The sequence below is a fragment of the Bacillus infantis genome, from assembly GCF_008180445.1.
GTDB lineage: Bacteria > Bacillota > Bacilli > Bacillales > Cytobacillaceae > Bacillus_AB > Bacillus_AB infantis_B.
In genome coordinates, this window is the sequence record NZ_VTER01000023.1 from 10,869 (window position 1) to 30,948 (window position 20,080).

21 protein-coding genes are annotated in these 20,080 nt (G+C 46.5%); 12 read left to right on the forward strand and 9 right to left on the reverse strand.

Annotated features, from left to right (window positions below; genetic code table 11):
- The first annotated feature begins 305 nt into the window (after positions 1-305).
- From FZD51_RS25115 to FZD51_RS25145, 7 genes are all read left to right on the forward strand, one after another.
- Complete coding sequence (locus FZD51_RS25115; protein WP_148977170.1) at positions 306-1,712, forward strand: isochorismate synthase; 1,407 nt, start codon at positions 306-308, stop codon at positions 1,710-1,712.
- The gene (gene menD / locus FZD51_RS25120; RefSeq protein WP_148977171.1) at positions 1,709-3,457 is read left to right on the forward strand and encodes a 2-succinyl-5-enolpyruvyl-6-hydroxy-3-cyclohexene-1-carboxylic-acid synthase; all 1,749 of its coding nucleotides are present in this window, start codon (positions 1,709-1,711) and stop codon (positions 3,455-3,457) included. Before FZD51_RS25115 ends, menD begins: the two co-directional genes overlap by 4 nt.
- A gap of 2 nt (positions 3,458-3,459) precedes the next feature.
- Entirely contained in the window at positions 3,460-4,266 is an 807-nt protein-coding gene (menH, locus tag FZD51_RS25125; protein ID WP_148977172.1) for a 2-succinyl-6-hydroxy-2,4-cyclohexadiene-1-carboxylate synthase, read from the forward strand.
- A gap of 19 nt (positions 4,267-4,285) precedes the next feature.
- Positions 4,286-5,104, forward strand: coding sequence for a 1,4-dihydroxy-2-naphthoyl-CoA synthase (menB, locus tag FZD51_RS25130; RefSeq protein WP_009795312.1), 819 nt, complete (start codon positions 4,286-4,288; stop codon positions 5,102-5,104).
- A gap of 94 nt (positions 5,105-5,198) precedes the next feature.
- Positions 5,199-6,686, forward strand: coding sequence for an o-succinylbenzoate--CoA ligase (locus tag FZD51_RS25135; protein ID WP_148977173.1), 1,488 nt, complete (start codon positions 5,199-5,201; stop codon positions 6,684-6,686).
- The gene (menC, locus tag FZD51_RS25140) at positions 6,683-7,792 is read left to right on the forward strand and encodes an o-succinylbenzoate synthase (protein WP_148977174.1); all 1,110 of its coding nucleotides are present in this window, start codon (positions 6,683-6,685) and stop codon (positions 7,790-7,792) included. Before FZD51_RS25135 ends, menC begins: the two co-directional genes overlap by 4 nt.
- 158 nt (positions 7,793-7,950) lie before the next feature.
- Positions 7,951-8,649 carry a hypothetical protein gene (locus tag FZD51_RS25145; protein ID WP_148977175.1) on the forward strand — a complete coding sequence of 233 codons (699 nt, stop codon included), beginning with the start codon at positions 7,951-7,953 and terminating at the stop codon, positions 8,647-8,649.
- Between the two features lie 44 nt (positions 8,650-8,693).
- Here FZD51_RS25145 and FZD51_RS25150 read toward each other — a convergent pair whose 3' ends face one another.
- The 4 genes from FZD51_RS25150 to FZD51_RS25165 form a co-directional block, all read right to left on the reverse strand.
- Entirely contained in the window at positions 8,694-8,849 is a 156-nt protein-coding gene (locus tag FZD51_RS25150; protein ID WP_009795307.1) for a DUF1540 domain-containing protein, read from the reverse strand.
- An 84-nt stretch (positions 8,850-8,933) separates the two neighbouring features.
- Complete coding sequence (locus tag FZD51_RS25155) at positions 8,934-9,983, reverse strand: cytochrome d ubiquinol oxidase subunit II (protein WP_148977176.1); 1,050 nt, start codon at positions 9,981-9,983, stop codon at positions 8,934-8,936.
- 12 nt (positions 9,984-9,995) lie between these two features.
- The gene (locus FZD51_RS25160) at positions 9,996-11,357 is read right to left on the reverse strand and encodes a cytochrome ubiquinol oxidase subunit I (RefSeq protein ID WP_148977177.1); all 1,362 of its coding nucleotides are present in this window, start codon (positions 11,355-11,357) and stop codon (positions 9,996-9,998) included.
- A gap of 151 nt (positions 11,358-11,508) precedes the next feature.
- On the reverse strand, positions 11,509-12,522 hold the full coding sequence (locus FZD51_RS25165; protein WP_148977178.1) for a metal ABC transporter solute-binding protein, Zn/Mn family: 1,014 nt from the start codon (positions 12,520-12,522) through the stop codon (positions 11,509-11,511).
- Between the two features lie 220 nt (positions 12,523-12,742).
- On the opposite strand from FZD51_RS25165, the gene FZD51_RS25170 reads away from it, so the two are divergent.
- Positions 12,743-13,306, forward strand: a complete 564-nt coding sequence (locus FZD51_RS25170; protein ID WP_148977179.1) for a beta-class carbonic anhydrase — start codon at positions 12,743-12,745, stop codon at positions 13,304-13,306.
- Here the strand turns inward: FZD51_RS25170 and yidD are convergent, their stop codons facing one another.
- Positions 13,307-13,534: a membrane protein insertion efficiency factor YidD gene (gene yidD, locus FZD51_RS25175; protein ID WP_222928628.1), complete on the reverse strand. Its 228-nt coding sequence runs from the start codon at positions 13,532-13,534 to the stop codon at positions 13,307-13,309.
- A gap of 185 nt (positions 13,535-13,719) precedes the next feature.
- Between yidD and FZD51_RS25180 the strand changes: the two genes are divergently transcribed.
- The gene (locus FZD51_RS25180; protein WP_148977180.1) at positions 13,720-14,193 is read left to right on the forward strand and encodes an S-ribosylhomocysteine lyase; all 474 of its coding nucleotides are present in this window, start codon (positions 13,720-13,722) and stop codon (positions 14,191-14,193) included.
- 58 nt (positions 14,194-14,251) lie between these two features.
- Here the strand turns inward: FZD51_RS25180 and cls are convergent, their stop codons facing one another.
- Both cls and ytzI read right to left on the reverse strand, forming a co-directional pair.
- Positions 14,252-15,700 carry a cardiolipin synthase gene (gene cls, locus FZD51_RS25185; RefSeq protein WP_148977181.1) on the reverse strand — a complete coding sequence of 483 codons (1,449 nt, stop codon included), beginning with the start codon at positions 15,698-15,700 and terminating at the stop codon, positions 14,252-14,254.
- Positions 15,701-15,822: 122 nt separating this feature from the next.
- The gene (ytzI, locus tag FZD51_RS25190) at positions 15,823-16,008 is read right to left on the reverse strand and encodes a YtzI protein (RefSeq protein WP_148977182.1); all 186 of its coding nucleotides are present in this window, start codon (positions 16,006-16,008) and stop codon (positions 15,823-15,825) included.
- A gap of 202 nt (positions 16,009-16,210) precedes the next feature.
- Here ytzI and FZD51_RS25195 point away from each other — a divergent pair, with 202 nt between their 5' ends.
- The gene (locus FZD51_RS25195; protein ID WP_148977183.1) at positions 16,211-16,648 is read left to right on the forward strand and encodes a Dps family protein; all 438 of its coding nucleotides are present in this window, start codon (positions 16,211-16,213) and stop codon (positions 16,646-16,648) included.
- A gap of 114 nt (positions 16,649-16,762) precedes the next feature.
- On the opposite strand, the gene FZD51_RS25200 is transcribed toward FZD51_RS25195, so the two are convergent.
- A complete protein-coding gene (locus FZD51_RS25200; RefSeq protein ID WP_009795296.1) occupies positions 16,763-17,020 on the reverse strand; it encodes a DUF6154 family protein in 258 nt (85 codons plus the stop codon).
- Between the two features lie 176 nt (positions 17,021-17,196).
- Here FZD51_RS25200 and FZD51_RS25205 point away from each other — a divergent pair, with 176 nt between their 5' ends.
- Positions 17,197-17,526, forward strand: a complete 330-nt coding sequence (locus FZD51_RS25205) for a hydrolase (protein ID WP_187445898.1) — start codon at positions 17,197-17,199, stop codon at positions 17,524-17,526.
- 393 nt (positions 17,527-17,919) lie between these two features.
- Here the strand turns inward: FZD51_RS25205 and FZD51_RS25210 are convergent, their stop codons facing one another.
- Positions 17,920-18,804: a DUF6612 family protein gene (locus tag FZD51_RS25210; protein ID WP_338120412.1), complete on the reverse strand. Its 885-nt coding sequence runs from the start codon at positions 18,802-18,804 to the stop codon at positions 17,920-17,922.
- A gap of 326 nt (positions 18,805-19,130) precedes the next feature.
- Here FZD51_RS25210 and ytkD point away from each other — a divergent pair, with 326 nt between their 5' ends.
- Positions 19,131-19,598: an RNA deprotection pyrophosphohydrolase gene (gene ytkD / locus FZD51_RS25215; RefSeq protein ID WP_148977186.1), complete on the forward strand. Its 468-nt coding sequence runs from the start codon at positions 19,131-19,133 to the stop codon at positions 19,596-19,598.
- Positions 19,599-20,080: the final 482 nt, after the last annotated feature.

A 20,080-nucleotide genomic window follows, 5' to 3' on the forward strand; every position in this document is an offset into this window, starting at 1 on the left:
AGCTTAAAATCAGCTGCAGGTCAAAAATGTCCTGACATACTCAAGTTTAGCAAAGATCAATGGGGTGTCAATGGATTTTTGCATACTGCCGAGGCTGGAATTACCTGACTTTCCGCCTTTTTCAGGCATCGTGCAGCCAAACATAGGATATGGAAGGAAAACGTGAAGAGCAGGCTTTTATAATATTGATGATGCATGCATCCTCAGGCCGATGTTGTTGACATCATATAATCATGAGGTGTATCTTAAAATAAGCTGAAAAACGAAAGAATAACAGCGGTAAAGCTGTTATTGGAGGGATTTTCTTGGTTACGATACAGGATACGGAACTTAAGGAAGGAATCCTGGAAGCAATTAAAAGGGCCGGGGCTTTTTCGGAGCCTATCCTTGTCAGTGAAGTCCATAAACTGGACCATATTGACCCATTATCATTCTTTGCTTCAGGAAGACAGGCGTTTTTTGGTGAACGCTTTTACTGGAAAGATCCTTCAAATGAAACCATCCTAGCCGGTTTGGGAATATGCAAACTCATTCAGTCGGATTTGGCTTCCGGCCGTTTTTCTCATGTAGAAAAAGAGTGGAAGCGCTTTATCCGCAATGCAGTCATATATAATGAATACTCTGCCGCCGCTGCAGGCCCTGCCCTGTTCGGGGGATTCTCTTTTGATCCGGAAAAGGAAAAGACCGCATTATGGTCCAAATATCCGGATTCTCTTTTTCATGTTCCGAGGTATTTGCTGACGCAGACAGAAGGACAAACATTCCTGACGACAAATATTGTCTGCACGAAACATGATGATGCGTCGCTTGCTGAGAAAATCAGGGAAGAAAGGCGCCTTCTGCTCGAAGGAATTGAGGCATCTGTTCAGGTGGAGGAAGGCAGGCTTATCTCTGAAGAGGAAATCCACCCGCAGGAGTGGATGGATTCAGTCACTTCAGCGGTCGAAAATCTAAAGGCTGGCAAGCTTAAGAAAGTGGTCCTTGCAAGGGAACTCCGGCTTTCTTTTTCCGGGAAAATAAAAGCGGAGCAGGTACTGGGCAACCTTCACAATGAACAGAATGAAAGCTTTATCTTTGCTTTTGAATCCCAGGGGGACTGTTTTATCGGGGCCTCCCCTGAACGGCTTGTTAAAAAGAAAGGAAAAAGCCTTTATTCGACCTGCCTTGCCGGGAGCATTCCGAGGGGAAAGACTCCTGAGGATGACCAGGCACTTGGCGAGGCATTATTGTCGGATGAAAAGAATCTCATCGAGCATCAGTATGTGGTTGATATGATAAAAACAGCCATGGATGAAGCCTGCGAGGAAATTAAAATTCCTTCAAAGCCCCAGCTGATGAAAATGAAGCATATCCAGCATTTGTACACACCAGTGGAGGGTACGACAAAGGATGAAGCTTCATTGCTCCTGCTGGTTGAGAAACTTCATCCGACCCCTGCACTCGGCGGACTGCCAAAGCAGGAAGCTGTGGCTATGATCAGAGAGATTGAGGAACTTGACCGGGGCTATTATGCGGGGCCGCTGGGCTGGCTTGATTACAGCGGCAATGGAGAATTTGCTGTATCGATCCGTTCCGGCCTTCTGCAGGGAAATGAGGCTTCTTTGTTTGCCGGATGCGGAATCGTGGAGGATTCAGACGCTGAGAGCGAATTCATGGAAACCAAGATCAAATTCCGTCCTATGCGGTCAGCTCTGGGAGGGCTAACAGAATGAATCATCAAGAAGCTTTAACAACTTATATTGCTGCATTTGTCTCGGAGCTGGCCAAGACCGGTGTCCGGGACGTTGTTGTCAGCCCGGGATCCCGTTCTACGCCGATGGCCATGATTATGGCGGAACATCCGGAACTCAATGTGCATATTCACGTCGATGAGCGTTCGGCCGGCTTCTTTGCCCTCGGAATCGCCAAAGCATCAGGCAGACCGGCTGCACTGCTTTGTACTTCAGGGACAGCCGCGGCGAATTACTTTCCAACCGTTGTTGAGGCAAAGATTTCGAGAGTCCCGCTTGTCGTCCTGACGGCAGACCGTCCCCATGAGCTGAGGGATGTAGGAGCACCTCAGGCAATCGATCAGATCCACCTTTACGGCGGGCATGTTAAATGGTTTGCAGAAATGGCTCCGCCCGAGAGCTCAGATGAAATGATCAGATATGCCAGGACAGTATGTGCCAGGGCATGTGCAGAATCCTTGAAGGCCCCTGCAGGTCCTGTCCACCTCAACTTTCCTTTTCGCGAGCCCCTTATACCAAAGCTCGATGAAAATCTGTTCGAAAGCAGGGAAAGGCCTGAAGGTTTTGTCTCCATCCAGCAGGGGGAGCTTGCTCTTCCAGATTCTGTTTTTAGAGAGATGGCAGACGTCCTTTCATCCTTCCAAAAAGGCGTCATCATTTGCGGGCCAAATGATGACAGCCGATTTGTATCTGAAGTGGTGAAGCTGGCAGAGACGCTTGATTTTCCGATTTTAGCGGATCCGCTCTCACAGCTGAGAAGCGGAAAGCATGGAAAAGCGCTTGTCATCGACGGATATGACAGCTTCCTGAGAACGGATGCAGCAAAAGAAATCCTGAAGCCCGATGTGGTGATCCGCTTCGGTTCAATGCCTGTCTCAAAGGCACTCACCATATTCTTAAAGGAAAACAAAGATAGCAGGCAACTTGTTGTCGATGGCGGTGCAGGCTGGCGTGACCCATCCCTGCTTTCTTCAGAGATGCTCTATTGCAGTGAGGCCCTCTTTTGTGAGAAGGTACAAAGCTTTGCTGATCGCAGGGAGCCTGGGGGCGAATATAGTGCGTTATGGAAAGAGGTCAATGAAAAAACGAAGCTGGTGCTTGCAGAGGCCGGCTCGGCTATAGAAATGAGCGAGGGGAGGCTGTTCCTCCAGCTTGCAGAACTACTGCCTGATGAGAGTACACTGTTTGTCGGAAACAGCATGCCGATCCGTGATCTGGACACTTTCTTCCATAATAATGACAAAAGCATCCGGGCGATGGGCAACAGGGGTGCTAACGGAATCGATGGAATCATTTCCACCGCACTTGGTGCAGGCTTATATTCTCAGCCGCTTTATCTGGTGCTGGGGGATTTGACATTTTTCCATGACCTTAATGGCCTGATTGCTTCAAAGCTCCACAATATCAATGTCCATATCCTGCTCATCAATAACAATGGCGGCGGTATATTCTCATTCCTGCCCCAGGCAGGCGAGAAAAAGAATTTTGAGCTCCTTTTTGGCACGCCTTTGGATTTAGATTTTGAACATGCGGCCAGGCTTTACGGCGCGAAATACGACCGCGCTGGAACTTGGGAAGACTTTGAGCGTGCCATTAAAGAGGGCTATGGTGAACACGGCCTAAAGGTAACCGAAATAATGACAAACCGGGACAAAAACCTTGCTGAGCATCGAGTATTGTGGAATCGTGTTTCCCGGGAAATAAATCTGTTCCTAAAAGGAGAATAAGAATGAAATTTGTAAGCGGCGGAGGCTCCCACCATGTCGAAATAGAAGGCAGCGGTTTTCCTCTAATCCTGCTTCACGGGTTCACAGGCGACCGTTCCACCTGGGACCCTTTCATTCCCTGCTGGAAATCAGAATACATGGTCATATCCATAGATATTGCCGGACACGGAGACACTGTTATGCCTGCTTCGGAAGAAAGCTATACTGTCAATGCTGCTGCCCGGATGATCCATGAGCTGATGGAATCGCTGCAGATTCCAAAGGCCGATCTATTGGGCTACTCGATGGGCGGGCGTCTGGCTTTGTCATTTGCCGCCCTGTATCCCGGCAAAGTCAGAAAGCTGATCCTTGAGAGTGCATCGCCTGGATTAGAGACTGCTGAAGAAAGAAAGAATAGGCGTACTCAGGATGAGCGGCTTGGGGAATACATAAAAGAGAACGGAATTGAAGCATTCGTTGATTACTGGGAAAACATCCCCTTGTTCAAAACGCAGAAAATGCTGCCGGCTGATGTCCAAATGCAGATCAGGGAGCAGCGTCTTCAAAACATCCCGGAAGGCCTTGGATTCAGCCTGAGGGGGATGGGGACCGGGGCCCAGCCATCGTGGTGGGGCAAGCTCCCGGATATAAAGGCGGACACCCTTCTGGTCACTGGCTCTGAGGATATAAAATTCTGCACCCTGGCTGAAAGGATGTCCAAGCTGATTCCCTTATGCCAATGGGAGACTGTATTTGGGGCCGGGCATGCAATACATGTGGAAGAACCAGAAAAGTTTGGTACAATAGTAAGTGAGTTTTTGCAGAAATAATAAAAAGGAGGATTCCGTTATGACTGTAGAATGGATTGCTGGACGCAATTATGAAGATATTTTATACGAAACTTACAACGGAATTGCTAAAATCACAATTAACAGGCCAGAAGTACATAATGCCTTCCGTCCGAAAACCGTAATGGAGCTGATTGATGCTTTTGCTTATGCGCGCGATGATGCAAGCGTAGGTGTCATCATCCTGACTGGTGCAGGGGAGAAAGCATTCTGTTCCGGCGGCGACCAAAAGGTCCGCGGGCACGGCGGATATGTGGGCGAGGATGAAATTCCGCGTTTGAATGTGCTGGATCTGCAGCGCCTTATCCGTGTCATTCCAAAGCCGGTCATTGCGATGGTAAAAGGCTATGCGATCGGTGGAGGCCATGTCCTTCATATCGTCTGTGACCTGACTATTGCTGCCGATAATGCTGTCTTCGGACAGACAGGCCCTAAAGTCGGAAGCTTTGATGCAGGGTACGGGTCAGGCTATCTGGCAAGAATCGTCGGCCATAAGAAAGCCCGCGAAATCTGGTTCCTATGCCGTCAATACGGCGCACAGGAAGCTCTTGATATGGGTCTTGTCAATACAGTTGTGCCGCTTGAAAAAGTGGAAGAGGAAACAATCCAGTGGTGCGAGGAAATCCTTGAGAAGAGCCCGACAGCCATCCGCTTCCTTAAAGCAGCGTTCAATGCAGACACAGACGGACTGGCTGGAATTCAGCAGTTCGCGGGGGATGCTACGCTTCTTTACTATACAACAGATGAAGCGAAGGAAGGGCGCGACGCGTTCAAAGAAAAGCGCAAGCCGGACTTTGGGCAATTCCCGCGTTTCCCTTGATTTTATAGGATAAGAAAAACAGCTTGATGGCAAACCATCAGGCTGTTTTTCTATGGCATTTTAACAAGCTTGATATGCAAGGAAGGTGAAGCCAATGGGTGAATTTCTCCCGCAATTTTTAAAGAAAAGAGCCGATTTAACACCGGACAGGCACGCCCTCTATTTTGAAGGAAGTGCCTATACTTTCAAAGAATTATATGAAGCATCCTCCCAGATGGCCGGAAAGCTGGCTGGTGCAGGGGCAGTCAGGGGCTCATATACTGGGGTACTCCTGAAAAATCATTCTGATTCTGTCTTCATCCTGCTTGCCCTTCAGCTATTGGGAGCCACAGCGGTTATCCTGAATAACCGGCTGACTGCTGAAGAAATCGGCTGGCAGCTGGCGGATTCCAATGCTTCGCTTCTGATTACAGAGGCAGCATTTACAGATAAAGCCCGGGAGCTGTCACTCGATGGCTGCAGCATGGTGACGAAGGAGGTTCTCGCTGTACAGCCTTCAGCTGCCATAATGGCGGAGGAGGAAGTTTCGCTGGATCAGGTGTGCACCATCATGTACACCTCCGGGACGACCGGACATCCGAAAGGAGTTATTCAGACATATGGAAATCACTGGTGGAGTGCCTCGGGATCAGCCTTCAATCTTGGCGTCAGGGAAGATGACTGCTGGCTGTGCGCAGTCCCTTTATTCCATATCAGCGGCTACTCCATCCTGATGAGAAGCCTGATCTACGGAATCCCCGTCGTTCTGCACGGATCTTTCAGCGAGGAGCAGACCATCACGGACATCCGGGAGAAAAAGGTGACGATCATGTCTGTCGTCAGCACCATGCTTTCAAGGCTTGCTGCTGAAATTGGAGAAAACGGACTGCCATCGCATTTTCGCTGCATGCTTCTCGGCGGCGGACCTGCTTCCCGCGATCTGCTCGAAAAATGTACCGCAAAGGGGCTGCCTGTCTTTCAAAGCTATGGCATGACTGAAACTTCCTCCCAAATCGTGACACTTGCGCCTGAATACAGCTTTTCAAAGCTTGGTTCGGCAGGAAAGCCGTTATTTCCTTCCCAGCTGAGAATCATGGAGGGAGACAGGGAAGCGGAAAGAGGCCAGGCTGGTGAAATTGCCGTTAAAGGACCTAATGTCACGCCTGGATATTTGAACAGGGAAGCGGAAACAGCCAAGGCGATGAAGAATGGCTGGTTTTACACAGGAGATATCGGCAGGCTTGATGAGGAAGGTTTTCTGTATGTACTTGACAGGAGATCCGACTTGATCATTTCCGGCGGGGAAAATATTTACCCGGCAGAAATCGAGGGAGTGCTCACTTCACATCCTGCAGTTGCTGATGCAGGTGTCATTGGTGTGAAGGACCCAAAGTGGGGAGAAGTGCCGGCTGCTTTCATCCAGACCATGCATGGTGCAGAACTGTCATCTCAAGAAATCGAGGGATTCTGCCTCGGAAAGCTGGCAAAGTATAAAGTACCGAAAACCTGCTATTTCGTTGGAGAAATTCCGAGGAATGCTTCGCGAAAAATTTTGCGGAGAGAGCTGCGCGCCATGCTGGGGAAAGGCGGAGAAGAATCATGAATATAAAAAAGGCTGTATTGCATGTAATCAGCATGCAGCTGAAAAAGCCATTCTCCACCCATCTTGGCACCGTCAGCAGCAGGGAAGCCATTATTGTCGAGCTGATCGACAGGGACGGCTTGAGCGGATTTGGAGAAGCAGTTGCTTTTTCTTCCCCTTGGTACACGGAAGAGACTGTCAGGACATGCTATCATGTCATTAAGGATTTTCTCATTCCTTTGCTAAAGGAGAATCCCGTCCTGAAGGCACATGATGCTCACATCCTGTTCAGCTCTGTCAGGCGAAACCAGATGGCAAAGGCGGGCCTGGAGGCAGCGTTATGGGACCTCCAGGCCAAGCAGGAAGGAAAGCCGCTTCATTCTCTGCTGGGAGGAACGAGAAGCATGATTGGCTCTGGTGTCGCTGTGGGTGCAAAAACCGTAGAGGAAAGTCTTCTGCAGATTGAAGGATTCCTTCAGCAAGGCTACAGGCGCATAAAGGTGAAAATCAGTCCGGAAAATGATTTGCCGCTGCTATCTGCCATCCGGAATGAATATCCGTATATCGACTTGATGGCCGATGCCAATTCCGCTTATACGCTCAAAGACAAAGACAGGCTGAAGGCACTCGATGAATTCAGGCTGCTGATGATCGAACAGCCGCTTGCCCATGATGATATTATCGACCATAGTGTCCTCCAAAAATGCATCAGCACCCCGATCTGCCTGGATGAAAGCATTGTCTCTTTGAGGGATGCAAGGCAGGCAGCAGAGCTTGGCAGCTGTAAAGTGATCAATATTAAAGCCGGGCGGGTTGGCGGGTTATCAGAGTCAAAAAGGATCCATGATTATTGCCTCCAGAATGGAATTCAGGTATGGTGCGGGGGCATGATTGAATTCGGCGTTTCAAGGGCCCATAATATCGCTCTCGCTTCACTGCCGGGTTTTGAGATACCAGGGGACATATCAGGCTCTGGGCGCTATTGGGAACAGGATATCATCACGCCCGGGGTCACTGTGGAGGATGGTTTTATAAATGTTCCTGAGGGGCCGGGAATAGGCTTTGAAATAAACAGGCGCAGGCTTGCGGAAGTGACATTGATGAAAGAAGCTGTGTCACTAGTTTAGACCTCAAAAAACAGGCACTTGCTCAATAGCAGTGTCTGTTTTAAATATAAAGAAACATTCACTTAATACCTTTCCCAATTCCCCTTCTATTCCTCATGTTTACCATAATCCGGCATAGTGAATGAGAATACTATAGATAACAGAAAGGAGATTAGTCTATGGTTCAAAAACTAACTGCTGCTGTTCTTCTTGCTGCCCTATTAGCCGGATGTTCAGATGGCCAGGCAGGGGATGGCACGGATCCAGCAGATGAAGCAGATAACGTGCAAGAACAAACTGGCAGTCCTGGGAATGGAAATGAACAGAGCCAGCCGGAGGGCGGAAATGAGAATCAAGTTGAAGGGCCTGATGAAAATGAAGAGGCAGGTGAAGAATCAGCAGAAGAACTGGCAAAGAGCATTGTGAAGGCGCTGGAAAATGAAGACTACGGCGCAATCTCAGAATATGTCTCTAAAGAGAAGGGTCTGGTGATTTCGCCATACGAATTTATTGAAAGCGATGCAGTCGTCTTGTCTAAGGAAGAGATGGAGAATCTAAGCAGCATTGAAAAAGAATATTTGTGGGGATACCATGATGGAAGCGGCAAGCCTATCCGGTCGGTGCCACAGTCTTATTTTGACCGTTATAAAGGATTTACTGAGCCGGATCAGGTCATATTGGATGATGTGCAGCAGAGAGGCAACACGAAGAATAATATTAACGAAGTCTTTCCTGATTCGAAAACGGTAGAGTTTTATCAGAATGGTACAGAAAAATATGGAGGGATGGATTGGAGGAGTCTGTACTTGGTATTTCAGCAAGATGCAGAAGGCAAGCTGAAATTGTCTGCGCTGGTTACAGGAGAATGGACTATTTAAAAGCCAGGCCAGGAAAAATTTCCTGGCTTGGATTTTTACATTTCCTATTCATGCGGCTTGAAGGTTTTGCAGTCCGTTTCATGGCTGTTCTCGGCCTGCTCGCCATGATGGCTGACAACATAAATCTGGTCGGCGCCGCAGTTATTCCCTTTTTTCCAGTAGGTGCAGTTGTTTACTTCACATAGTACATCCTGTGCCATCTGTATCCACTCCTTAAAGTATTTGATACAGCATTAGCTTTCACTGCCCAGCGGGCGGGAATACGTGACAGAAAAAGGGAAGCTTTAATTCGGCTGTTTGCTGCCCTTTTGCCTCAGGTAGCGCTTGTCTTTCATGAACAGGCTCCAGAAGTAGACAAAACCAGGGAAAAGAATGGCAAAGCCTGCAATATAGGTGGCAAACACGGCCCTGAACGAATTGGGGTCTGTAAACCCTGATTCAATGGTGACCTCAGGATAGACCATGTATGGGAGATGTGCCTTTCCGTAAACAAAACTGGCTGCCAAATATTGAAGTGTGACAGCGATGACAGCAAGCCTTGGGATTCCCTTAGTCCCTTTTTTAGTGAAAGAAGGCAGGAGCAGCGCCAGGATTCCCAGGAGAAATAAACCTGCTGACAGCATCAGAATGGGCATATCCTCGATCATTTTATTATAGAGCCAGGCAGCTTCAAGGCTGAGGGTATGCATAATGACAACACCCATTAAGAGCGATACGGGCCCGATCATCAGGGCATCCCGGCGATAAACATAGTAAGCATCCATTTCATCCGCTGCCTTGGAATAATCGGCCAGAAGAAGAGAAGAAAGAAACAGAGTGCTGCTGACGGCAAAGCCGAAAAAGGCATACTCGTTTTGGCTAGTGAACAGCTTTCCCAGATTGAGTGACTGGCCGCCATTTGAAAAGTCTATATAATCACCATGTGTGATTGGCAGCACACTGATCAAAAGGCCTGGAATGAGAATTCCGCATATGCCGGATATGATGGTGAGCGGTGTTTTGTATTCACTTGCAATGTTTGAGAACACAAGAAACGCACTTCGAATGGCAAGCAGTAAAAGAATCATGCTGCCAGGCACGAGCAGTACAGTGCCCAATGTGTACGCCGCTCCTGGAAACAAGCTGTAGATCGCAACGACAAGCGCCACAATGAAAGTGTTCGTCACTTCCCATGTCGGGGACAGATAGCGGTTAGCGATATTAGTCGCCTTTGTTTTGGTCCTCTTCAGATAGACCATCGACCAAAAGCCGGCGCCGAAATCCATCGTTGCCATTACAGCATAGATGAATACAAATCCCCACAGGATAGTGATGGCTAATAGAGCATCTGACATGCTACTCACCCCTTATGTATTGGAGCCGTACAGCGGGACTCCCTTTTCCTTTGTCCGGTTGATATCGTCGAGTACCGTATTTCTTTTAAAATAATACAGAAGCACCAGAACAACCGTCAGTCCGAGAATGACATAAACGGCAGCAAAAAGGACAAATAAGATTCCAAGGTTCCCGGCCGTCGTTACCGAATCTTCAGTTGACAGGACCCGGTAAATTGTCCAGGGCTGCCTGCCTGTACAGGCGAAAATCCAGCCGAATTCAATCCCGAGGACAGCGGCAGGGCCTGACAGCACAAACGCCCACATAAATATTTTTGGGAACCTGTCTTTTTTTAAGAGTTTATTCCAGACAAACCCTGCAAAGGAAAGGAGGATCAGCAGGCTGCCTATGGCCACCATCCCATTGAAGAGCGTATGGACAAAAAGCGGCGGCCACAGTTCTTCCGGAAAATCGTTCAGGCCGATGACCACTGTGTCAAAGCTGTTGCCTGCCAGAAAGCTGAGGGCCCAAGGTATTTCAATGCCCCACTTTACCTCTTGTGTCTCCCGGTCGGTAAAGCCTCCGACTGCAAGCGGGGCGTGCGACTGGGTTTCAAAAAGCCCTTCCGCGGCAGCGAGTTTTTCCGGCTGGTACTCATGGAGATACTGAGCCGAAGCATGGCCGTTCAAGGCAGTCAGCAATGAGAAAATGCCGCCGACAATCAGGCTCAGCATGAGTGCCTTTTTATGAAAATCATATACCCTTGTCCCGAATTTATTGCGCAGCATCTTAAAAGCAGCCACAGACGCGACTACAAAGGCGCCTGTTGTATAGGCAGAAACAGCCACATGGCCTGCTGTCACGAGAAAGCTTGGATTGAAGAAGGCTGCCCAGGGATCAATGTCTACAATTTCACCGTTTTCAATCCTGAAGCCCTGCGGTGTCCCTTCAAAGGCATGGACATTTGTTATCAGGACAGCAGAAGCAAATGCACCGAGTGCAACAAGGACAAGGCTCGAAATCCTCATCCACGGAGGGATCCGTTCCGCGGCATAGACATAAATGGACATAAACAATGCTTCAATGAAAAAGGCATAAATTTCAATCTGGAATGGAAGGGCCATTACCCGCCCAATCACTTCCATAAAGCCCGGCCAAAGCAGTGAAAGCTGAACGCCCGCAATGGTTCCTGTCGGAATGCCGACTCCGAGGAGGACAGCAAAGGCTTTTGTCCAGCGCTTCGCCATAATGACATAGTCATGATCCTTTGTTTTCTGATAAATAAGTTCTGCCGTCAGCATCATCAGCGGAAGCCCAACGCCGATTGTCGCGAAAATAATATGGAAACCCATTGTTGTCCCAAACAGAGAGCGCGCAATTACCAAGTCATTCATATCTATCTTCCTTTCGCCAATTCTTCCATTTACATAGTGTCTGCGATTCATTCTGGAATATGTAAACATTTCCTTGAAAACAGAAAGAAAAATGACAGGTGAATTTTGCTCATATAAAAAAGCAGCAGGAATATATCCTGCTGCTGTATCCTTAATTATTCAAGGCTTTCTCTATCCCTTTCAGGTTGTTTTCCATCAGGGTAAAGTAGGTTTCTTTATTATCGATATTTTCATCTGTCAGCACAGACAAATTATGAAGCTGCAGCGATTTGGCGCCAACTTCATTCTGGACGATTTCCGTCAGTTTTGAGCTTACATTCTGTTCAAAAAAGATATAATTCAATCCGTGCTCCCTGGCTGTTTTGATAATGTTCTCCAATTCCTTCTGTGTCGGTTCATTGGATGTGGAGAGACCTGAGACACTGATTTGCTCTAAACCATATCTTTTCTCCCAGTATCCGTATGCTGCATGGGAGACTATGATTTCTTTATGTTCTGCAGAATCTATAGTTTCATCAAATTCATGGTGGAGGGAATCCAGTTCAGCGGCAAGCTTTTGGTAATTTTCTTCAAATTCCTTTTGGTGCTCCGGCATTTTCTCTGCCAGCTGGTCTTTAATAGCTTCAGCCAGATCGGCAGCATAAAGCGGATCAAGCCAGACGTGAGGATCAATATCGCCATGATTGTGTCCATCACCTTCATGGCTGTGTCCGTCTTCTTCATGGCTGTGCCCGTTTTCTTCATGGGCTTCCTCTTCTGTTCCTTCCTCATGGGAGTGTCCATCTTCTGTACCGGCCATATCAATATTTTCCCCTGCAGCCAGCAAAGTTACATTCTCATTCTCGAGGGTGCCTTCGGCTTTGCTGACAAATCCTTCAAGGCCAAGGCCGATGTAAATGAACAGATCTGAATCGGCAAGGGCCATCATATCCTTTTGCGAAGGTTCAAATGTGTGCTCGTCAGCTCCCGGAGGATAGATGGTTTGGGCATTTACATAGCTGCCGCCAATTCTTTCCGCAAAATATTGGAGCGGATATACCGTTGTATACACATTCAGCTGATCTTTTGTCTTTTTCTCCGCCTGGTCTGCATTGCCGTCCCCGCAGCCTGCCAGAAAAAGGCTGACCGGCAGCAATAGGGTGAGGAGCATGATTAACTTTCTCATAATAACCGCCTTTCATAAGTAAACCGTATTTATTTCGATTTGATTGTGATACTTGATCATATGATTTTAATGCTGATTATATAATACGTAATCGTTACGATTTTACTAAGTAATCTTACAAAATTTTTCTGTGAAAAGCAAGGGAAAAATTTTGTCTAAGAGAACGGGATTATGTATGCTAGAAGGTAGTGAATCATTATAAAGCCTACAGGAGGATATTATGAAACTATTACAGCAAATATTAGACCATAATAAGGATTTCGTTGAAAATAAGCGTTACGAGGAGTTTGCAACAACAAAGTTTCCCGATAAACGGATGGTGATCCTGACATGTATGGACACAAGGCTGCTTGAATTATTGCCAAAAGCCATCAATGTCGCTAATGGGGATGTCAAAATCATCAAGAATGCAGGTGCGCTTGTGGCCCATCCGTTTGGCAGCATTATGCGAAGCATCCTGGTGGCTGTTTATCAGCTGCAGGCGGACGAAGTTTTCGTCATCGGCCATCATGACTGCGGGATGAGCGCCATCAAGCCGGAGCTTGTGATTGAAGAAATGAAGAAGAGAGGCGTGGACGAGCAGGCCTTCGAAACACTGGCGTATTCAGGGATCAATGTGGAGGAGTTCCTTAAAGGCTTCAACAGTGTAAGCGAAAGTGTCGCCCACAGCGCCGATATGATCAAAAAGCACCCGCTCATGCCGAAGGATGTACCGGTCCATGGCCTTGTCATCAATCCGGAAACAGGAAAGCTGGACCTGGTGGTTGACGGGTACGGGCAATAGTCATTTCTCTTTTTTCTCAGGAACAGGATCAAAGCCTCCAGGATTGAATGGGTGGCATTTTGTTATTCTGCGCACTGCAAGCCAGCCTCCTTTAAAGGGGCCAAACCTTTTGACGGCCTCCAGGCCATAATGGGAGCAGGTCGGGTAAAAACGGCAGGACGGCGGCTTAAGGGGTGAAATGGCAATCTGATAAAAACGGATCAGTCCGATCATCATCTTTTGGAGCATGTTCTGCCTCATCCTTTCAACATGTACTGGCATCATTATTGATTATACTGTTATTGAGTCATAAGAGTCCATCTGCATGCATAGTTATGCTGGTAATGGACTGGAAAACTTATTCTATATTAATTTGATGAAAATAGTCGGCTTTTACGTTATAATTGAAATTAAGACTTATAAGGAGTGATTATATGCCTTCAGTAGAAAGCTTTGAATTAGATCATAATGCCGTTAAAGCTCCATATGTAAGACATTGCGGTGTCCACAAAGTGGGAAGTGACGGAGTAGTTAATAAATTCGATATCCGCTTTTGCCAGCCTAACAAGCAGGCGATGAAGCCGGACACCATCCATACGCTTGAACATCTGCTTGCTTTTAATATCCGTACCCATGCAGAGAAATATGACCATTTCGATATTATTGATATTTCCCCAATGGGCTGCCAGACTGGCTACTATCTTGTTGTCAGCGGCGAGCCGACAGTGGAAGAAATCATTGATTTGCTTGAAGACACATTAAAGGATGCTGTTGAAATTACGGAAATTCCAGCTGCAAATGAAAAACAGTGCGGCCAGGCAAAGCTTCATGACCTTGAAGGGGCAAAGCGTCTGATGCGCTTCTGGCTGGATCAAAGCAAGGAAGATTTAAAGCAAGTATTTGCTTAATAGAACACAGGACGTAAAAAAAAACCGGCATAATGCCGGTTTTTTTGATTTCAGCTTTTTATAAAATGGGCGACAGCAGCCTCGATATGGATTCTTTAAGGCGGATGTAAAAACTTCTTTTGCTGTAGCGCTCTGCATCCATCAGGCTGGAAAGTTCAATGTCATTGCGGAATTTGCCGGCAAGCTGGCCGGATACTTCTTTATCATATATAAAGGCATTGACCTCAAAATTCAGCCGGAAGCTTCTTACATCAATGTTGGCTGTACCGACGGAGGAAATCTTTTCATCGACAACAATGGTTTTGGCGTGAATGAAACCATTATCATAAATATAAATTTCTGCTCCGGTTTTCAGCATTTCCCCGATGTATGAGTAAGTTGCCCAATAGACAAACATATGGTCAGGCTTATTCGGGATCATGATTTTTACTTTTACCCCAGAAAGTGAAGCAATCCTAAGTGCATCAAGCAGGCTCGCATCAGGGATGAAGTACGGCGTCTGGATCATGATGCTTTCCTTAGCCGAGCTGATCATTTTTATATAGCCATTTTTGATCTGTTCCCATTCTGAGTCAGGACCGCTGTTGACGATTTGGATCCCGATATTCCCGCTGCCGGTGCTTTCCGGAAAATACCGGGTATGATAATGGATATCATGGCGGTGTGAAGCCTGATTCCAGTCTAGGATGAATCTTGTCTGGATGGCGTGGACAGCCTCTCCGGTAATCCTCAGGTGGGTATCCCTCCAATATCCGAAGGAAGGATCCAATCCCAAATACTCATCTCCGACATTAAAGCCTCCCACATAGCCAATCTGGCCATCTATGATGGCAAGCTTCCGGTGGTTGCGGTAATTGACCCTGATATTGATGAAATGGAGCCTTGACGGGAAGAAAGCCTCCACTTCCCCTCCGGCTGCACGCAGCTCCCTGAAGAAACGTTTAGTCACGCCTCTAGAGCCCAATTCATCATACAGGACCCTGACCTTTACCCCTTCTTTTGCTTTTTCGGTTAAAAGGGAAACAAGTCCTTTGCCGAGGTTGTCCTTTTTAAAAATATAATACTGCAGATGGATATGATCTTGTGCCGATTTTATATCAGCGATTAAAGAATCGAATTTCTTCCTTCCGTCGGTAAATATCTCAACCTCATTATCCTGGGTAAGGACAGCGTCATTATTGATCAGATGCATATAAATCAAATCATGGCTGTCCCTGATGGTTTCATTGCGGAAGGAAAACAATTGATTTTTAATTGATTGAATCTGCTGTTTGATCATTTCATCTATGCCGACCTTTTCCCGGTCCTCCCATTGAAACATCTTCCTTCGTGCAAGGTTTTGGCCAAACAGGAAATACATGATGAAACCAAGAATCGGTATGAAAAATAAGACCATCAGCCACGCCCAGGTGCCTCCTGCGTCCCTCCGCTCCAGGAAAATAACGATGATGGCAAAAATCACATTCAGCACAAAAATCAGACTGATAAATATCGAATAAACATCCATGAAAAAACACTCTCCCTGCTAAGGCAAAACCGCTTGCATCCAGCATTCCGACGGCCGGCATCAATAATAGGATTGTGCCGGCCGCTTATGCACCGTTTCAAATGGTAATGTAGAATAGGTGTTTAAGCCTTTTTTTCTGTCTCTGTTTGCTCTGCTTCTGTATTTTCCCCCTCTTCATTGTTCAGGTGGGGGTTGTTCTCAATTGGATCGACGGTATGTTTATAAGTATAAGCCTTGGAGGTTGTGACCACGCTCAGGAGCAGTACGACTAAAACAATAATGATGCTGATGATTAAAATGATATACATGATTTCCCTCCTTTTGCATAGACGGGAAGAACAGCTGCCCACATGCTTCTGTATTTTTCCCTTTAAATTGCCTGATAATCGCGGGTTTTCCAATATTCGTATTTTATCATGAAACATTGGCCTGGTGGGTTAACATAAAAAAAGCAGCAGCATGTTTTTAAAAAACGGAGGGTGGGTACTATAAAGAAGGGAGGTTGATAGTATGTCAAATCAATTAGTACAAACAGTTAATAAACAGGTGGCCAATTGGACGGTATTATATGTAAAGCTCCATAATTACCACTGGTACATAAAGGGCCGCCACTTTTTTACCCTTCATGAAAAGTTTGAGGAGCTGTACAACGAGGCGAATGAACATATCGATGTTCTTGCTGAAAGGGTGCTTGCCCTGGAAGGCAGCCCTGTTGCTACAATGAGGGAATGCCTTGAAATGGCTTCTGTTGAAGAAGCGTCAGGCTCTGAAAAAGAAGAGGATATGGTCAGGAGCATCTGCAATGATTTCATCAAGATGGAAGATGAACTGCAAAGTGCCATCGAAATTGCTGAAGAGGCGAATGATGAGGGCACAGCGGATATGCTGCTGTCTGTGAAGCAGGGATTGAAAAAGCATATTTGGATGTTCAAAGCATTCTTAGGATAAGTATAAAAGCATCCGGCAGCTGCCGGATGCTTTTTTGGTATGCAAAAAAAAGAAGAGAAAGGAGCAGCCTGGATATATGATGCTGGCTTTTCCTTTCTCTATTTATGTATCAATTTAATGAATATTCCGCTGAGGAAAAATCGGATGTCTTTCCTGGCCGTAGTCCTCATTGGCGAATTTGCCCTTCAGGCTTTCGATTAAATAAAGGCCCATCAGGCTGTAAAGCTCTTGTTTATCCATTTCCTTCAGGAGAGAAAGAAGGTCATCATAGCTCATTTCCTCAAGAAAAGCGAATGCAAGCATATCAATGTCTTCCTCATCCCCTGTCAGCTTTCCACGGTACAATTCGTAGAGCTCGTCAACAATTTTCATATGGTACACCTCCTCAAGATGGATTGCTAATGTATATTCGCGGCGGCCAGGAAAAATCCTGCCCGCCAGTCTTTCTATATTATATTTAGTAAATACCCTCGATTATGAAAAGTATTCCCCGAGAATAAAATTGCCTTCCTTGAGGGAAACAAAGATAAGAAGGAAATCAAAAGGGGATGACCAGGATGGAAAATAGGAAAGTGTATTATATAAGCGTTGCCAGCGGAGAAATATCCCAGAGCCCGGACAGTTCGCCCTGGAATTTTAAAATAGAGGCCAATGACGAAGAGATCACTAGGCTTAGGGAGTATTTTGACCAGAACCACTCAACTGACTGGCAGAATTTCTTCCGTGCCCATGTTCCGTATGTCCAGTATCATTATGACCGGGAGAATGATGCCTACGATGAAGGCCTGGCCGGGGCATACAAAATGATTTATGAGCTTGGGGATGAAGAAGCCAGGAAGCATATTGATGAGATGGGTATTCTGGGCAAAAGAAGTTAAAAAAGCGGGGTTTCTGCCACTATTCGGGCTGTTGATTTGCGTTCCAGGCACTCCGCTTTCCGCGGGGCGACGCTGAGCCTCCTCGCGCTGCGCGCTGTGGGGTCTCAGCATTGCCGCTGCAATCCCGCAGGACGTTGAATCCTCTTCCTTGATGTTTCATCGCACGAGAAAAATGCGCATGCATTTTATGAGGAGTCTGCGTGCCTTCCACTCCAATCAACAGGCGTATCTCAACTTTTACACCGATAGGATTTAGACAGAACATTATGTCATTCGTACCCCCAACCAATTTATTAGATAAGCTGTTGGCCTGTTCCAGACATATCTATCCTTGCATCAAGAGTATAAAAAAGGGGCAAGGAAACTTTCCCCGCCCCAATTATGTTTGCTATTTTAAATCTCCATTTCAACTGCTGTGTCCAAAACTTCCTGAGGGATTGTGATTTCTTTTACCTCGTTGTAGTCTGAGTATTTGCCCTCGATTTTTTGATTGAGTGAGACTGTCTGCCCTTCAACTGCCATTTCCATAGTCATATCCATATTCAGTGCTGAAGGATAGAAATTTTCCTTATCGACGAGGATGGTGTACTCGACGTTTTCAATCTTCATGTTGTTGAATACTTCTTCATCGGCAGCCATCTCTGGCGGCAGTGTGTCCGCCATTGTTTCTTTCATGAGTTCAGTGAATTTTTCCCCTGATGCTTTCAGTTTGAGAATGAAATGATTGTCGTCCTGTTCAAATGTGAAGTCATCTGTAAATTCCTGCAGCTTTTTTAATTCTTCAGCCGGATTTGTCTGCTGTCCGGACATTTGGATCAGCTGGTCTGACATTTCTTTAGGAAACTTCATCCATGTTTCTCCAGCAGGGTCATACATGAACATGCCTTCTTCAGTAAAATAGCTTTCAGTTTCATAAGTTTCACCTGACTGGTCCTGGGACATGGCCGTTTTTTGGTAAAAGGCCATTGGCTCTGTAACGACATCCATCTGGATATCAGAGCTGATATTCATGTTTTCTTCCTCCTGGCCGGCGCTGATCATCTGATCCATTGTCATATCGACCGAAAAGCTATTTAGGTTTTCTGAAGCCTCTGTCGTTTTATTCAAGACTTCCTCTAGCGTAAGGTCAGATTCATTCTCTGCTATTTCGCCATTTTCTGCAGCCGTGCCATTTTCTTCTGTGTTATTGCCCTCACTGACAGGGGCAGCCGTCTGGTTGCATGCTGCCAGCATGAATAGAAGGATGAGGCTAGCTGCTAATGATAGAATTTTTTTCAAGATATACACTCCTCTGTTAGTATTTGTTATCTTTTTTACGGAAGTTTTGCCGAAAAGTTTCGAAAATGGCCTAAAATGGTCCTTTAATCCTAAATATAGATATCTTGATTACGCTCCCTCCCTTTATGACACGCCCTATTCAGGGGTATTTATGTATCCACTGCGAGTTTCATAGGAAAATTGTATGGATTCACAGGTCCTTTCCCTATTTAGGAAGAGCTTAATCTGTTTTTATATGAAAAATTTACCTGTATGCGCTGCGAAAGTGGTTTCATGCTGAAAGCTTCTTCTATAATAGAGAAAAAGGAAAACAGGAGTGGACTTGAATGGAAGTTTTCAAAGATTACAATGGGGGGACTGTCAGACTGTCTTTCCAGAAGGGATCCTTCCTTGAAAAAGCAAAGCATGTCCTTGTCATATGCCGGTATGAAGATAGCTGGCTTCTGACGGATCACCAGGAGAGGGGCTGGGAGTTCCCGGGCGGAAAATGTGAAGCGGGAGAAACGATTGAAGAGGCAGCAAGGAGAGAGGTCCGGGAAGAGACAGGAGCCCTGCTTGATGACCTGCATTTAATTGGAGAATATGAGGTAACTCTGGATGGCCTGTCCTTTGTAAAGGCCATTTACTGGGGGCATGCAGCAGAGCTGGAGAAAAAGGATTCTTATATGGAGACGGATGGACCGGTTCTATTTAAAGGGGATTTGATGGCGGAGAGGATGGACAGCCGCTTCAGCTTCATCATGAAGGATGATGTGGTGAAAAGGAGCATTGAAATGGTGGAAGGACAGCTTTGAAGGGCAACAGCCTTCCGCTCGGCAAGTGCATCAAAATTGGCGGTCGGAGGGTACTCCCAAGCCGGCAAGTCGGTATCTGCTGCGGTGCTTTCCCGCTTCACTTTTTTAGTTTTTAACATAAACGTTTTACCAATAAATATAAGCAGACTGCAACCTTGACCCAATTTTTTTTAAAACTTTGTTGATTGGAGTGGAAGGCACGTAGACTCCTGGAGCGACCGAGCATAGGTCATAACATATAACGGGTGGGATTCCCGTCGAGAAAGAACTAGCCATTCACTTGTAGCGAGTCTTGGAGGGCAAGTGGCAACACTTTGCCTTTAAGCGTAGACAGCGAGGTAATGGGCCGTAAGCCGTATGGTTGAAGGGATTGAGCTCCGAAATTCGTGCACAATTGGAAGGCCGATGTGTTCAGGAGTACAGAAGGCAACACCGTCTGTTTCGATAAAGGCAAGAAACAAACGGCTTCCCGGAGTCGATGA